Below are 14,993 nucleotides of genomic sequence, written 5' to 3'. Positions count from 1 at the left end.
TCTCACCCCTTCTCCCTGAGCTTTATTAAAGTCCTCATTATCACTCTATCAACGTCCACTGTTTTTCCGCCCCAGCTCTTCATTGGGTCTACTCCGTCTTCGCCATAGCGGAACTGCACTATAATTCCAGTCGGGTCTCTCACAGTTCCATCGTAGTCTACCTTGAGGTCTTGGAGTGCGTTTATGAGCCTTCTTTGCATGTAACCGCTTTGTGCCGTTCTAACGGCTGTGTCAACGAGACCTTCCCTACCACCCATTGCGTGGAAGAAGTACTCTTGTGGAGTCAATCCACTCTTGTAGGAGTTCACGATGAAGCCCTTTGCCCTCGCCCCAAGATCTCCGGGTTTAAAGTGGCTCAGCACTCTGTTTCTGTATCCTCTGTAAAGTCTCTTACCTCTAATCGACTGCTGTCCAAGCATAGCGGCCATCTGAGTGATGTTGAGAATCTTACCTCTTGCCCCAGTTTTGGCCATTATAACAGTGTGATTGTTCATACCCAGATACTTTTCGGCCACCTTACCCGCGTTATCTCTCGCCTCAGAGAGCACTGCCATTATCTTGCTCTCAAGGGTCTCTTCGAGGGTTTTACCGGGCAATGGCTCAAGTTCACCGTTCTTGTATGCTTCTATTAGCCTTTGAACCTTGTCCTCTGCCTCCATTATTATCTCTCTAATTCTCGCCTTCGCCTCATCGGGAAGGTCTTCGTCGTCTATTCCAGTCGTGAATCCCTTATGGGTGATTACCCATATCGCAAGCTTTGTAACCTGATCCAAGAACTGCCTAGCCCTCTCAACACCGTACTCTCTAACTATGATGTCGAGAATCTTTCCATCCTCTCTACCGTAGGCCTTTTTGTCTATTGCACCGCTCAACAGTTTTCCGTTGCGGATGTAGACAAAGCCATCTGTGGCGACTTTTCTAATTTCCTCTTCACTGGGCACCAGCTTCTCTTCAATGAGCCTTTCAATTGGTTCACATTGAGACGGGTCATCACAAAGCTTGTTGCGGTACCAGATCGTCAGGTCATCCGGCAATAAGAGGGAGAATATAGTCTTTCCACTCCAGTACTCAACGCCGTTTTCTACCTTATCCGGTTTTGGAAGCTCCTTCACATCAACACCCGCAAACATCAACATCTGCTCAACTTCGTATTTTGTGAAATACACCCCTTCCCTGGTCAGCAGATAGCCTCCGGATATGTGATCTTGAATTCCACCTATTATCGGTCCCCCGTATCTTGGGGAGAGTATGTGGTTTTGAACTTCCATTAATATCTTGGCCTCAGCCTGTGCCTCTTCCGTTTGTGGAACGTGGAGGTTCATCTCGTCTCCATCGAAATCAGCGTTATATGGAGGACAGACTGCCAAGTTAAGCCTAAATGTCTTGTAGGGCATAACCCTAACCCTGTGGGCCATAATGCTCATTCTGTGAAGGGATGGCTGTCTGTTGAAGAGAACTATGTCCCCATCGAGAAGATGCCTCTCAACCGTCCAGCCAATATCAAGCATGTTGGCTATTGTCTCTCTGTTGCTTTCCATAAGGCGTATTCTTCTTCCCTGTGGGTCTATTACATAGTTAGCCCCGGGATACTTCTCAGGGCCGTTGAGGATCATCTTTCTAAGCTTTTCAATGTTGAACTCGGTCACTTTCTCTGGAACCGTTAGCTCCATTGCAACCACTAAGGGAACGCCAACTTCGTTTATACTTATCATTGGGTCTGGACTGATAACAGTTCTTGCAGAGAAGTTAACACGCTTACCGCTGAGGTTCTTCCTGAATCTTCCCTCTTTACCCTTGAGTCTTTGAGCGAGCGTCTTGAGTGGTCTTCCACTCTTGTGCTTTGCAGGTGGAATTCCGGAAGTTTCATTGTCAAAGTATGTGGTCACGTGATATTGAAGGAGATCCCATAGGTCTTCGATAATGAGCTGCGGGGCTCCGGCTTCAATGTTCTGTTTCAAACGGGCATTGATTCTTATTATGTCAACAAGCTTGTGAGTTAAATCGTCTTCAGCCCTTATACCGCTTTCAAGTGTAATCGAGGGTCTTACCGTAACTGGGGGAACTGGCAAAACTGTCAAAACCATCCATTCCGGTCTTGACTTCTCGGGATCAAGGCCAAGAAGAGGTAAATCCTTATTCGGAATCTTTTCCAGTCTGTCTCTAATTTCACTTGGCATCATTCTATGTTTATACTCATTTCCTTCCTCGTCTCTTCTTATCTCCCAGTATATTGTGGGCCTCTCGAACTTTATCTGGTATTGGGGAGCACCACAGTGGGGGCAGACCATTCTTTCCCTTGCCTTTTTGTGTATTTCTGTCACTAGAACATCTATTTCACTCTTCCTGGCTTCATTCACACTGAACTTTGTCATGTATTCCTCTATTTCCTCATCGGTTAGCCTAATTCTTCCGCATTCCCTGCAAGTACTTTCAAGGATTCTGTATATCGTCTTTGCAAACCCTACGTGAATAACGGGCCTCGCGAGTTCTATATGTCCAAAATGTCCAGGACATTCTTTGTAGTTTGCTCCACAGGTCTCACATCTAAGGTTTGGGTCTATAACACCAAGTCTTCTATCCATTAATCCACCGTCAATTGGATAACCGTCCTCTGAATAGGTGTCCGGCACAGTTATCTCGGCGGCGCTCATCTTTCTAATCTCTTGGGGGGACAATATACCAAATTCAATACTTCCGAGAACCTTTTTCATTGAGTGCATAGCCCTACACCCTCTCCTTGAGTTTTAACGATGGTCTAATAACCATGGCCTTTATCTCATCCAACAACAGCTTGAAGGCATAGCTCATCTCTACCTTGCTTATCTTCTCCTCCTCTCCACAAACTGGGCAGTAGACCTTATCCCTACGCTTGTCCTCGATTGCCAAATGTCCACAGCTCTCACATACCCAGACCTCTGTTTTGTCGCTTTCCTCCAGCAGCCTCTCCACCAAGAGCATCGATGCACCGTGTCCAATGAGAACGTCACGCTCCATTTCACCGAACCTGAGACCTCCCTCTCTTGCCCTACCCTCAGTTGGTTGTTTTGTGAGAACCTGCACCGGACCCCTTGAACGTGCGTGCAGCTTATCTGCTACCATGTGGTGGAGTCTCTGGTAGTATATAACACCAACAAATATATCCGCCTCAAACCTTCTTCCGGTGATTCCATCGTACATAACTTCTCTTCCGTTGTGTTTGAAGCCAAGCTCTTCGAGCTCCTTCCTGAGTTTTTCCTCAGGTTCTCCAATGAAAGCGGTTCCGTCTATCCTTCTTCCTTTAAGTGAAGCAACTTTTCCACCTATTGCTTCGATAAGCTGTCCAACAGTCATACGGCTTGGGATACCGTGTGGGTTAACTATTAAATCCGGAACTATTCCGCTCTCTGTCCACGGCATGTCCTCTTGAGGCACTATAAGCCCGATAACACCCTTCTGTCCGTGCCTTGAAGCAAATTTGTCACCAACTTCTGGAATTCTAAGGTCTCTAACCGTCACTTTAACAAGTTTTGTTCCATCTCCCGTTTCGGTCAATATGACCTTATCAACTATCCCTTCCTCCCCGGGTCTCATAGTTATGCTCGTCTCCCTCCTTCCCTGGAGTATACCAGCGCCTAAGCTAGCTTGCTCTTCAAGGAACCTCGGTGGAGAAGTTCTCGCAACCAGAACGTCCTTCCCTTCCACCTTTGATTCTGGGAATATTATACCATCTTCGTCAAGATGCCTGTAGTATTTTTCACCAAGGAATCCTCTAACAGTTGGATCTGGAATTTCGAACTTATCTGTCTGCCCACCCATGTATTTCTTTTCTTCAGCCTCATATGTTCTAAAGAACGTTGATCTCGCCAATCCCCTCTCAATGGAGGCCTTGTTCATGATAACTGCGTCTTCCATGTTATATCCACCATAACTGAGAACTGCAACTACAAAGTTTTGGCCTGCCGGCCTCTGCTCAAAACCTACTGCCTCCATAATCCTCGAATTAACGAGAGGAATTTGAGGATAGTGCATTAAATGACCCCTCGTGTCCACCCTTATTCTAAAGTTCGCCCAGCCCAAACCAAGGCTCTGCTTGGCCATACCTGCCCCATAGGTGTTTCTTGGAGCGGCGTTGTGCTCTGGATATGGAACAAGTGATGCCGGCAATCCAAGTATTGCAGCTGGCATTATCTCAAGGTGGGTGTGCTCTTCAGTAACCTCCCATGGCCAAGTTGCCACGTAGGCATTTTCCTCTTCCTCAGCATCGAGATACTCAATAACCCCAGTTCTCACAAGATCGCTCCATTTGAGAGTTCCCTTCTTTATGGCCTCAACATGCTCTCTTGTAAGCTTTGGAATGCCGTTTTCAACAATGATGAGGGGTCTCCTAACCCTACCATCGTCGCTGTTAATGTATACTTCCCTAACGTCTTCATAATAAGCAACGTTTATCACATCGCTGATTCTTCCAGCCCTTCTGTCGCTTTTTATCTTGTTTACCAAAGAAATACCGTCTTTATAGGTCCCAATGAGAACTCCATTTAGATATATTCTCCAGTCCTCTGGCTCCGGTCTCTTCTCCTCGATGTGCACTATGCCAAGGCTTTCCAGATACTCCAAAACTTCCTCCTCTGGAATCGCGGTTGTTATTTGGGACATTAAAGCAAGATTCTTAACCAGACCACAGTTGGGACCTTCAGGGGTTTCCGTTGGACAGATTCTTCCCCAGTGGGTACCGTGAAGGTCTCTCGCTTCAAAGTGGGGCTGCTCTCTGCTTAGTGGAGAAGTAACTCTTCTCAAGTGAGAGAGAGTTGACATAAAGTTAGTCCTATCCAAGAGCTGACTGACACCGGTTCTTCCCCCGGGCCAAGCTCCAGTTGCCAGAGCGTGTTCAATTCTCTCCGTTAGTACATCCGGTCTCACAGAATTTCTCACAAACTTCTGAATATCTTGGAAGGTGTATTTTTCACCCTTTCTCTGGTAGGTTTTGGTGAGCTGATACTGCATGTCCTTAACGAGCTGACCGAAGGCAACTCTAAAGAGATCCTTCAAGAGGTCGCCGGCAAGTTTGAGCCTCTTGTTCGCATAGTGGTCTTTGTCATCCTCTCCTCTAAGTCCGAGGGAGAGTTCGATAACCTTAAGAGCCATCATTCCAAGGTAATAGGCCTTTCTTATTCTGTCTTCTGGGGAGACTCCCATGTGGGGGAGAAGGTTGTTGTCAATTATTGATTGAGCCCTTCTCAACCTATACTCCCTTGGCTGTCCCGGCATAGCCTTCTTTCCTATGTAATCCAAAGCTTCTTCTTGAGTCTGTATATCGCTTGCGTCTTCCAGATTGTCAAAGAGAACCTGCTGAATCTCAGGGTTGTTGCTCACAGCATCGACGATCTCTTTATCACTCTTAAGACCAAGGGCCCTCATGACGTAAACGAACTTTATGACACCGGGCACGTTTGGAATAGAAACGTAAAGCAAACCATCTTTTCTTCTTTCCACTGTTATCAAAGCTCTGTAGCCATGTCTGTAGGAGAAACACTTCGCTATATATCTGCTCTGTCTTTCATCAATTTCTACAAGTGTTCTGTTCGGTGCTAAATCTTCGATAGAGACAATAACCCTTTCAGAACCATTGATTATGAAATATCCTCCTGGATCTTTTGGATCTTCTCCATGGGCAATTAACTCTTCATCACTTAACCCATAAAGTCTGCATATTTTTGACTTAAGCATTACCGGCATTTCTCCAATTCTGACCTCAACGGGCTCTTGCTCGATCCCCTTGACAACGGGTATCATTTCCAAGAAAATCGGCGCCGAGTAGGTAAGGTTTCTAATTCTTGCATCCATTGGATAAAGTGGCTTCCTCTGCCCGTGGGCCTCTTGGAACTCTGGCTCACCAAGCCTTATCCTTCCGAATTTGACCTCGAAGTCTGGAATGTCTGGCTTGACTCCACCGAACTCGTTAACTACTTCCTGCATTCCATGATCAATGAAAGCGTTGTAAGAATCGAGATGCTGTCTTACAAGTCCCTTTTCTTCCCAGTAGCTTTTCATAACTTCCCAAAGATCATCCGGAGTAACCTCAACAACAGTAGGGCCTCTCATTTTCTCACCTCAAAAACTTCAGTCTTCCACAACAATTCTATAATAGTAATAAACCCCCGCAGTAGGGCTTTTCCTCTTTATTTCTATAACATCCCCGGGCTTGGCACCAAGGGCCTGAACCGCTGGATCGCTTGCTTTGATTTGGGGTAACTGAGAAAGCTTAACTTTGTACTTCTTAAGCAGCTCTTCTTTTTCTTCTTCGCTGAGGATTCTGTGCTCAGGAACTAACACGTGATCAAATATTGTAAAGGTTTTTTTCGCCGTCACAGAGAATTGCCCCCTTTAAAATTTTTAGAAGGTACACCCTCTCACTACCTCCAGCTTTCAATTTGAGTATATAAGCTTTTCGTGAGTTTAGTCTGAAAGAGGGTTTATATTGTTTGCGTAAAGTTTAAGAACTCTTCTGGACGCCTTAACATCTTATCGATGTATTTAGGTGATCATTATTATGGTGGGGCCGCCGAGATTTGAACTCGGGTCACGGGCTCCCAAAGCCCGCAGGATAGGCCAAGCTACCCCACGGCCCCATTGCAATGGAGCCCCGGGCGGGATTTGAACCCGCGGCCTGCGGATTACAAGTCCGCCGCCCCACCAGGCTAGGCTACCGGGGCACCGAATGAAGAAAGGCTTAAGTTAGTATATAAACTTTTCGCCCAGAGCCACCGTAAGCTTTATAAATTCACTTATACTCCCTATGATTGGGTTCGTGCCGCCGTAGCTTAGTCGGTAGAGCGCCGGACTGTTAATCCGGTGGTCGCCCGTTCAAGTCGGGCCGGCGGCGCCAGTCTTTGTGGGCCCGTAGCTCAGCCTGGTCAGAGCGCGCGGCTCATAACCGCGTGGTCGGGGGTTCAAAGCCCCCCGGGCCCACCACTTCTCTCTCAACAATAAGTCATTCTTCTTTGGACTCCAAATCCGGCAGAAATCCACGAAGGAAATCTCATCCAAGTTCCATTTTAGGCTTGATTAACGGCTTTTTATGAACCCACTCGGAGAGGATATTTGGTTCTATAAGGTATTCTCGGCATAGATTCCTATCAAGCGATGTTTCCTGAATATGGCGGGCCCGCCGGGATTCGAACCCGGGACCTTCGGCTCCGAAGGCCGACGCCCAATCCCCTAGGCCACGGGCCCTCAAAAGAGTTATAATGCATGCCTACATAAAAGTTGCGGTGATAAAATGATGCTGCCAGACCATAAAATTAGAAAGGAGATACTAATAGAACCGTTTGACGAAAAATCCCTTCAGCCGGCAGGCTATGACCTAAGAGTGGGAAAAGAGGCCATGGTCAATGGGGAATTTGTAGATGTGGAAAGAGAGGGAAAAGTAGTCATTCCCCCCAAAGGACATGCTCTAATTCTGACCTTGGAGAGGGTAAAGCTTCCAGATGATGTTATGGGAGACATGAGATTGAGGAGCACTTTTGCAAGAGAAGGGCTCTTGGGAAGTTTTGCATGGGTTGACCCGGGGTGGGATGGGAACCTTACGTTAGCATTATTCAACAGCTCCGAAGAAGAAGTGGTCCTCCACTACGGAGAGAGGTTCGTGCAGATAGCATTCATAAGGCTTGAAGAGCCGTCAAGCAACCCCTATAGGGGTAGCTATCAGGGAAGCCAGCACTTAGTTTTATCCAAAAGAAAGTCCAAAGCCGGTTGTAATATCGGCTCAGGAAAAACTGAAATATAAAGAAATGAAGGGAGTTCAGCCGAAGAGGGCTCCAAGTCCAGCAAGAACCTCTTCTTCCTTCTCCTCTTCTTTCTCTTCCTCTTTTGCCGGAGCTTTCTCTGCAGGAGCCTCAGCAGCTGGGGCTGCAGCTGGAGCAGCTGCAACTGCAACTGGCATTGCAGCCCTTTCTATAACCTCATCGATGTTGACTCCCTCAAGGGCTGCAACGAGAGCCTTTACTCTTGCCTCATCAACCTCTACTCCAGCAGCTTGGAGTACGGCCTTTATGTTCTCTTCGGTTATTTCCTTACCAGCGGCGTGTAACAATAAAGCAGCGTATACATACTCCATCTCCTTACACCTCCGAGTTATCTTTATTCTTTGTTATTTGATGCGCATCAACCAAACAAAGCTCCCAATCCAGCGAGAGCCTCTTCTTCCTTCTCCTCTTCTTCCTCCTCTTCCTCAACTTTCTCCTCAGCCTTTTCAGCTGGCTGAGGCTGAGCCGCTATAACTTGTGCTTGTTGGTTTAAAAGTTCTTTGGTCTTCTCATCAAGCAACTCCTCTGGCAACTCTTGAGCTATGAGCAATGCAACTCTGAATGCCCTGCCAAGTATGTCCCCAGCGGTCTCTTTGGTAATGTACCCCGCTTCCACAGCAACGTTCTTTGCACCAAGGAATGCCTTCTGGATGATTGCCTCGATTGTTTGTTTTGTTGGGTATGCTACGTTTACGGACAAGTTGAAGGCATAAATATAAGCCTGTTGAATCATGCTGATGTACTGCTCCTCGTCAATTGCAAGGACTTCCGGTGTGTAAACAATGCCGTCCTCGTAAGCGGCGAGCAACTTAAGTCCCACTTCAAGGGGTTCAATTCCCAACTGGTTAAGAATGTTAGCAAGCTGAGGAGTTATAATCTCGCCAGCTTTAAGCACTACGGTGTCTTGTTGAATCGAAATCTTACCCCTCTCAATCTTTGCGGGAATTCCTAAAGCCTGCATCTCACCTACAAGAGGTCCTGGTGGGAGAGGTGTTGGTCCTGCAGGAACTACAATGTCTCTTGGAGCTGGAACTCCGGGCTTAGCTGGAGCTGGCTTTTTACTCTCTTCTAAGAATTTGTAAAGCTTAAATGGGTTCATTTCTGTAACAAGGATACCCGCTCCACCCTGGATGTAACCAACAAGCTTTTCAAGATCTGGATTATTGAGCTCCTGAGCGGCTTTTTTAATTGCAAGCTCGATTAGGGTGTTTCTCGAAACCCTAAGCACGGCTTTGCCTCTAAGGCTTTCTCTCATCTTTGATAAGGGATAAGCTGGAACCTCTGCCACGTCTACAAGGGCAACCACTGGATAGCTCTTGATAAGCTTGGCAAGTTCTTCAACTTCCTTCTTCTTCCACTCAGCGACATGAGCCATCTATATCACCCCTCTATTTTTACAGCTGGACCCATTGTTGTTTTGACGTATACTGACTTAATTTGGCTCTCTCCTCTTTCGAGCTTTCCTATTATTGCATTAAGCACTGCTTCAATGTTCTCTGCAAGCTTTTCATCGTCCATGTTCTCTGTGCCAACTGGAGCATGTACTACCGGGTTGTTTTTGAGCTGTATCCCTACAGTCTTTTTAAGCCTTTCAACAAATGGTGTAAGGTCGGTTACTGTGGGTGGAACTACCGTGGGCATCTTATTTCTTGGACCTAAGTATCTACCAAGGTGTCTACCAATCTTTGGCATTAGAGGAGCAGCTGCTATGAAAAAGTCATACTTCTTGGCTATCTTTCTCGCGCCTCTTGGGTTGCTCCCCAATTCCTCCAATTCCTCACCACTAATCACATCAAGCCCGAGCTTTTTAGCCGCCTCGGCAACGGCACCATCAGCGATGACCGCAATTTTTGGCTCCTTCCCACGACCGTGTGGCAAAACAACCTCAAGCTTAAACCTGTTTTCAGGTTTTTTAAGGTCAATATCCTTGAGGTTTACTGCCACTTCGACGGTCTGTGTGAAGTTACGCGGCTTAGCCCGGGCTTTAGCCTCCTTCACCGCTTCCACGATTTTTTGCCTGTCAAAGGCCATTTTTCTGACCTCCTTCTTTTTTTATTTAAGCTGGAAGGAAAATCAAAAGTTCGTAAAAGGAGAGATTTTTAAACTTTTCCCTCACTCCACCTTTGCAAATACTTCGTCATAAACTCCTTCGTCTATTTCCTTCTGCACTTCTCTTGGATCTTTACCTTCCACGGTAACTCCCATGCTCAGTGCCGTTCCTATGACTTCTTTGACAGCAGCTTTTAGATCAGCTGCAAGCATTTGCTGCTTCTTTGCCTTTGCTATCCTGATAACCTGTTCCATTGTTAAATCTCCCACAATGTTTCTTGTTGGCTCACTTGAACCTTTCTCAAGGCCAAGCTCCTTCTTTATAAGCTGGCTTACTGGAGGGGTACCAACCTCAATCTCAAATTGTCTCGTCACTGGGTCTACAATAATCTTAACTGGAACCTGCATTCCCGCAAAATCCTTTGTCGCCTCGTTTATCTTATCAACTACTTGCTTAACGTTCAGCCCTAGGGGACCAATTGCTGGACCCAGTGGAGGACCGGGAGTAGCTTTACCACCCTCAACCAACACTTCAACAATTTGTTTTTTTGCCATTCTCTTCACCCCTCTACTCCTCTGAGCGTTTGCTTATAAGCCTAACGTATTCCCCTCTAACCGTAACGGGGATCGGTACTATAGCTCCGATGAGTTCGACAACAACCTCATCTTTTGCTTCATCAACTCTGACAACCTTAGCCTTTTCTCCCTTAAACGGACCGGCAATAAGCTCGACAATATCTCCAGGTTCAAATCCGCTAACTGCGGGTTTCTCTTCAAGGAAGTGCTCTATCTCGCTAAAGGCTATCTCTCTAGGTAGGGTTCCTTTTGCATGTCTGATGCCCCTGATTGCCTCATCCACCGCTGCTTTCTCCGCAGCCTCAACAAAGATATACCCTTTAACCTTGGAAGGAGCTAAAATTGCCCTAATAGGCAGGTTGTAGGTCTTTGCCTTACTGTAAATAAGCTTGGCAGTGTTCTCTTCCTGTCCAACTGTTACCCTTACTGCAAATATCTTCGAGTCCATTTCTACCACCAAGGGAGTTATGCTCCACCTTCTATCAATGTACCAATAATGTGGATAAGCATGCCGATAAAGCCTATTAAAATAATTCCAATGCCCGTTATCTTGGCAGCAAGCTTATACTCCTTCCAACTTGGCTTTTTGGTCACAAGTAAAACTCTCTTTGACTCAGATATGAAGTTTTTAAACTTTTCTGTGTAGCTCTCTGCCATTTTTAACACCCCTCACGACTTTCAGACTTGACTATTCCTCGACTATTTAAAAGTTGTGCTTATATCCCCTCAGTTTATTTATAAATTTAAGGGAGAACAAAAAGCCAGAGAAATTAAAACAAAATTTAAAGCTCGGTTAAGTCGAGCTTAATAACTTTCTTTTCTTCCTCTGGGGAATATGAGATTTCAGATTCCTCAACTACTGCATATGGAGAGCTGACTCCGGTCACAACTACCATCACCCTTATGCTCTTTTCGAGTTCTGGATCAAGCTGTATTCCCCATATTACCTGAGCCTCTGGATCAAGCTTGCTGGTGACTAGTTCGATTATCTGCTGGGCTTCCTCGAGTTTAACGTCGCTTCCCGCAATGCTTATTAATGCCCCTTTAGCACCGCTTATGTCGACGTCAAGCAATGGGCTGTTCAATGCTTGTGTTGCTGCTTCCAAAGCCCTCTTTTCACTATCGCTCTCACCAATACCAATCATTGCAACGCCGCCGTCTTTCATGACCGCCTTCACATCCGCAAAGTCAAGGTTAATTAGACCCGGCTTTGTAATTAGTTCTGTAATGCCCTTAACAGCCTGAACAAGAATTTCATCGGCAACTTTGAATGCCATATGAATTGGCAAATTGGGCGCAACTTCCATAAGCTTGTCGTTCGGAATGACTATGACAGTATCGCTGTTCTTTCTAAGTCTCTCAAGACCATATTCAGCGTTTTTAATTCTCCTTATGCCTTCAACGGTAAATGGAAGCGTTACTACAGAAACCGTTAGAGCACCCATCTTTTTTGCCAGCTCTGCAACTATTGGGGCGGCACCGGTTCCGGTTCCCCCTCCAAGACCGCAGGTTATGAAGACCATGTCGGCTCCTTCAAGAGCATCTCTAATATCCCTCTCGCTTTCTTTTGCAGCCTCTTCGCCAACTTTTGGGTTGTTCCCAGCACCAAGTCCTCTCGTAAGCTCTTTACCAATGAGTATCTTTTTGTGAGCTTTTATCTTTAAAAGATCCTGAGCATCGGTATTAACAGCAATTATCTTGGCACCTTGAATTCCAACATCCATCATTCTATTAACGGTGTTACAGCCCGCACCACCGACACCGATGACATATATCTTTGCCTGCACTTGCTCTAATATTCTCTTAAGCTCCTCATCAATGTCAGAAGATGGAGCTTGTACTTCAAGTGGAGCATTTGCCCCGACGGAGGTCCTTTCTATCGCGTTTTCAATTAGTTTCAACATCTTTTCACCCTCCCATATCGGTAACAGTTCTAAATGTTTTTTCACATTCTCTACATATATAAACCTTAGCCAAATTAGTTCAGCCGATATTTAAATGTGTACTTTTAAAGCTTTAAGCATTTCGCTTCTTTTGTTAGTCTTTGATAAATTCTAAGCCCAGTTCTTCAGCTAAATCCCTTGCAATCTGCCTTGTTTCTCCTTTGCTCCCTTTCCAGTCGACGTAGATGGCATTAACTTCTCCCGAAGTTCTTTTTATGGCCTTGAGGAGCATTTCCTTAGACAGCGGATGCGCATATTTTGCGGCTATGTGGGAAAAAGCAATATCAGAGGTCAGCGCTTTTTTTGTTTGTTTGGGAGCGTAATGCCCCCCACCAATCCCAATTGCAGTTTTGAATTTGCTTTTTTGATAATTTTCCAGCACGTATAAAATCGTCTCTGCAATTATCTCTCCGGCTTCCTCGTTTTTCCATTCCTCTTTGCTGGAGCCAATCTCTATAAAAAGGGAAGGCACTCCAAGCTCACTTGGCCCATGGTGTGTTGCCTCGTAGCATACAGTCCACCCCAGGGTGTTTAATTCACGCAACTTTAGAAGTGCAAGCTTCATTGCCCTGGGTTCTGCAATAGCCAAGCTTTCATCTTTTCCCCCATAAATGGCCTTTCCCCAGTTTCCAGTTACATGGGTCGTTAAAGCCGGAAGCTTTTGCTGACTTGAATGCCTAGATGCGAAAATTATTATCTCTGGGGTTATGTTTAGCTGGTTTGTTATCTCCCTGTCGAGATGATCATAGTATATCATTTCCCTGTCAGTTGTTAATAACACAGTGTCTTTCCAATGATAAACTTGAGTTCCATCGAATTTCTGCTCTGTCTCTCGAAATCCAAAATGCTCAATCAGCTTATGCCTAATGTTCATGGATGCTAAATCAACGCTGGTCGTCATTATAACCTTCATCCTTATCCCCTATGGAGCATTGAGTTTTAGCATAAAAACCTTAACGTTCTGCCATCAAAATCATTCAGCCCTACATATGACATGGAAAAGAGGTAAGTTCTTTTAAAGGCACTCTCTTAAATGTGTTATCTTGATTTAAGTGAATAAATTTCCAGAAAATTTTCAATAACAGACCGGAATACTCAAAAACTAATGATTTACAGATAGGTAAAAGTTTACAACCGTAAAGTATATAATGAGGCAAATGCTGTAATATATTTTGAATGTATAAAAAAGGGGATGTAAAAAATGAAGTGGAAAGCAATTGGTTTGATATTGGTTTTGGCCCTTGGTTTGATTGTTTCGGGCTGTACTCAAAAAGCGACACAAACTCAGACAACAACCCAAGCCCAAGAAATAACCATCTATACCGGTGGAACCGGAGGAGTTTACTTCCCTCTCGGCTCTAAGTATGCGGAGATCTTAACTAAAAATGGTGTCCCAGCTAAGGCCGTTACAAGCGGTGCAAGCGTGGCAAACGCAAAGGCAATTGGAGATGGAACCGCTCAGGCTGCAGTCCTCCAGAACGATGTGGCTTACTATGCCTACAACGGTCTCTACATGTTCGAAGGGCAAGCAATAAAAAACATTAGAGGAGTTGCCGCCCTTTATCCAGAAACGGTGCAATTCATCGTTAGGGCAGATAGCGATATTAAAACACTTCAAGATCTGGCTGGAAAGAAAGTGGCCATAGGTGCCCCAGGAAGCGGAACCGCCGTTGCTGCGGAGCAAGTACTTAGAGCGGCTGGCGTTTGGGACAGCATTGAAAAGGTGAACCAACAGTTCAGCGAGGCTTCACAAAGCCTTAAGCTCGGCCAAGTTGATGCGGCCGTTATTGTTTCTGGAATTCCAACCCCGTCAGTTAACCAAATAGCCGTCCAGACACCGGTTAGAGTCCTTCCAATTCCAGATGACATTCTTAACAAGCTCAAACAACAGGGGTACATATTCTACGTCAGGCAAGTAGTTCCAAAGGGAACCTACAATGGTGTTGAAGAGGACACCCCAACCCTAGCCGTTAAAGCAATGCTTGCCGTGAGTGCTGATCTTTCAGAAGACACAGTTTACAAGATGACTAAGATATTGTTCGAAAACGTCGACCAACTTAGGGCAGTTCACCAGAAAGCCCAACTTATAAGCCTAGAAACAGCCCTTGACGGTATGAGCATACCACTGCACCCCGGAGCAATAAAGTACTATGAAGAGAAAGGTCTGAGCATTCCAGAAGAGCTTAAAGGGTGAACCTTTTGAAGAGGTTTCTTTTTTTGTTTCCTTCTCTTATAATACTTCTTTTTCCCGCGAATGTTCTTGTAATAAGCGATGGGACTCACTCGTATGTGAGCCTTCTTGGTGAGAAGGACGTAAAGATCGCCTACATACACAGTGTTCAGAGAAGTGAAGTCGTAGAAGAGCTTAAAGTCAACAAAACAGGCTTGTACGTCACTGGAATGTGGTGGAAGGACTTTGGAGCGGGCCTTCCAGAGGACCTCCAATACTTGGAAAACGGCTATTATGTCAAAAAAGTCAATATTCCCCTCGGAAAGAGTCTCAGCTTTTGGTTTATTCCCTTGAATCACGCAAAAATTAGTGTGAACGGAGAAGTTATATTGTCTCCAACCAAAGAAACCCCTGTGAATTTTAATGTGAGGAAATGTCCGCTTATACTTGTAATAATCGGGAGGTGCTGAT

At 45.5% G+C, this 14,993-nt stretch carries 14 protein-coding genes and 5 tRNA genes; 5 read left to right on the top strand and 14 right to left on the bottom strand.

Annotated elements, in window-relative coordinates:
* Positions 1-2 precede the first annotated feature (2 nt).
* The 5 genes from ADU37_RS01565 to ADU37_RS01545 form a co-directional block, all read right to left on the bottom strand.
* A complete protein-coding gene (locus ADU37_RS01565) occupies positions 3-2,720 on the bottom strand; it encodes a DNA-directed RNA polymerase subunit A' (protein WP_058945972.1) in 2,718 nt (905 codons plus the stop codon).
* A gap of 4 nt (positions 2,721-2,724) precedes the next feature.
* A complete protein-coding gene (locus ADU37_RS01560; RefSeq protein ID WP_058945971.1) occupies positions 2,725-6,081 on the bottom strand; it encodes a DNA-directed RNA polymerase subunit B in 3,357 nt (1,118 codons plus the stop codon).
* Between the two features lie 18 nt (positions 6,082-6,099).
* Positions 6,100-6,348 (bottom strand): DNA-directed RNA polymerase subunit H, encoded by a 249-nt coding sequence (locus ADU37_RS01555; protein WP_058945970.1) that lies wholly within the window; start codon positions 6,346-6,348, stop codon positions 6,100-6,102.
* Positions 6,349-6,530: 182 nt separating this feature from the next.
* Positions 6,531-6,608: transfer RNA gene (locus ADU37_RS01550), tRNA-Pro, on the bottom strand.
* A gap of 7 nt (positions 6,609-6,615) precedes the next feature.
* Positions 6,616-6,692, bottom strand: a tRNA-Thr gene (locus ADU37_RS01545).
* Positions 6,693-6,789: 97 nt separating this feature from the next.
* On the opposite strand from ADU37_RS01545, the gene ADU37_RS01540 reads away from it, so the two are divergent.
* Positions 6,790-6,865 (top strand) — tRNA-Asn (locus ADU37_RS01540).
* Positions 6,866-6,873: 8 nt separating this feature from the next.
* A tRNA-Ile gene (locus ADU37_RS01535) sits at positions 6,874-6,951 on the top strand.
* A gap of 185 nt (positions 6,952-7,136) precedes the next feature.
* Here ADU37_RS01535 and ADU37_RS01530 read toward each other — a convergent pair.
* A tRNA-Arg gene (locus ADU37_RS01530) sits at positions 7,137-7,212 on the bottom strand.
* A 46-nt stretch (positions 7,213-7,258) separates the two neighbouring features.
* Between ADU37_RS01530 and dcd the strand changes: the two genes are divergently transcribed.
* Positions 7,259-7,765: a dCTP deaminase gene (gene dcd, locus ADU37_RS01525; protein ID WP_058945969.1), complete on the top strand. Its 507-nt coding sequence runs from the start codon at positions 7,259-7,261 to the stop codon at positions 7,763-7,765.
* Positions 7,766-7,780: 15 nt separating this feature from the next.
* On the opposite strand, the gene rpl12p is transcribed toward dcd, so the two are convergent.
* The 8 genes from rpl12p to ADU37_RS01485 form a co-directional block, all read right to left on the bottom strand.
* A complete protein-coding gene (gene rpl12p, locus ADU37_RS01520) occupies positions 7,781-8,095 on the bottom strand; it encodes a 50S ribosomal protein P1 (protein ID WP_058945968.1) in 315 nt (104 codons plus the stop codon).
* 47 nt (positions 8,096-8,142) lie between these two features.
* The gene (locus ADU37_RS01515) at positions 8,143-9,159 is read right to left on the bottom strand and encodes a 50S ribosomal protein L10 (RefSeq protein WP_058945967.1); all 1,017 of its coding nucleotides are present in this window, start codon (positions 9,157-9,159) and stop codon (positions 8,143-8,145) included.
* A gap of 5 nt (positions 9,160-9,164) precedes the next feature.
* Positions 9,165-9,815, bottom strand: a complete 651-nt coding sequence (locus tag ADU37_RS01510; protein ID WP_058945966.1) for a 50S ribosomal protein L1 — start codon at positions 9,813-9,815, stop codon at positions 9,165-9,167.
* 81 nt (positions 9,816-9,896) lie between these two features.
* A complete protein-coding gene (locus tag ADU37_RS01505) occupies positions 9,897-10,388 on the bottom strand; it encodes a 50S ribosomal protein L11 (protein WP_058945965.1) in 492 nt (163 codons plus the stop codon).
* Between the two features lie 13 nt (positions 10,389-10,401).
* Positions 10,402-10,857, bottom strand: coding sequence for a transcription elongation factor Spt5 (locus tag ADU37_RS01500; RefSeq protein ID WP_058945964.1), 456 nt, complete (start codon positions 10,855-10,857; stop codon positions 10,402-10,404).
* A 17-nt stretch (positions 10,858-10,874) separates the two neighbouring features.
* Positions 10,875-11,066, bottom strand: coding sequence for a protein translocase SEC61 complex subunit gamma (locus tag ADU37_RS01495; protein WP_058945963.1), 192 nt, complete (start codon positions 11,064-11,066; stop codon positions 10,875-10,877).
* Positions 11,067-11,191: 125 nt separating this feature from the next.
* Positions 11,192-12,313: a cell division protein FtsZ gene (ftsZ, locus tag ADU37_RS01490; protein WP_058945962.1), complete on the bottom strand. Its 1,122-nt coding sequence runs from the start codon at positions 12,311-12,313 to the stop codon at positions 11,192-11,194.
* A 133-nt stretch (positions 12,314-12,446) separates the two neighbouring features.
* Positions 12,447-13,265: a D-aminoacyl-tRNA deacylase gene (locus ADU37_RS01485; RefSeq protein WP_058945961.1), complete on the bottom strand. Its 819-nt coding sequence runs from the start codon at positions 13,263-13,265 to the stop codon at positions 12,447-12,449.
* A 288-nt stretch (positions 13,266-13,553) separates the two neighbouring features.
* Here ADU37_RS01485 and ADU37_RS01480 point away from each other — a divergent pair, with 288 nt between their 5' ends.
* Positions 13,554-14,546, top strand: a complete 993-nt coding sequence (locus ADU37_RS01480; protein WP_058945960.1) for a TAXI family TRAP transporter solute-binding subunit — start codon at positions 13,554-13,556, stop codon at positions 14,544-14,546.
* On the top strand, positions 14,543-14,992 hold the full coding sequence (locus ADU37_RS01475) for a DUF1850 domain-containing protein (protein ID WP_238981981.1): 450 nt from the start codon (positions 14,543-14,545) through the stop codon (positions 14,990-14,992). Before ADU37_RS01480 ends, ADU37_RS01475 begins: the two co-directional genes overlap by 4 nt.
* The last annotated feature ends 1 nt before the right edge of the window (position 14,993 follow it).

It is taken from the genome of Thermococcus sp. 2319x1 (assembly GCF_001484685.1).
Classification (GTDB): domain Archaea; phylum Methanobacteriota_B; class Thermococci; order Thermococcales; family Thermococcaceae; genus Thermococcus_A.
This window is presented reverse-complemented; position numbering and strand designations above follow the sequence as displayed.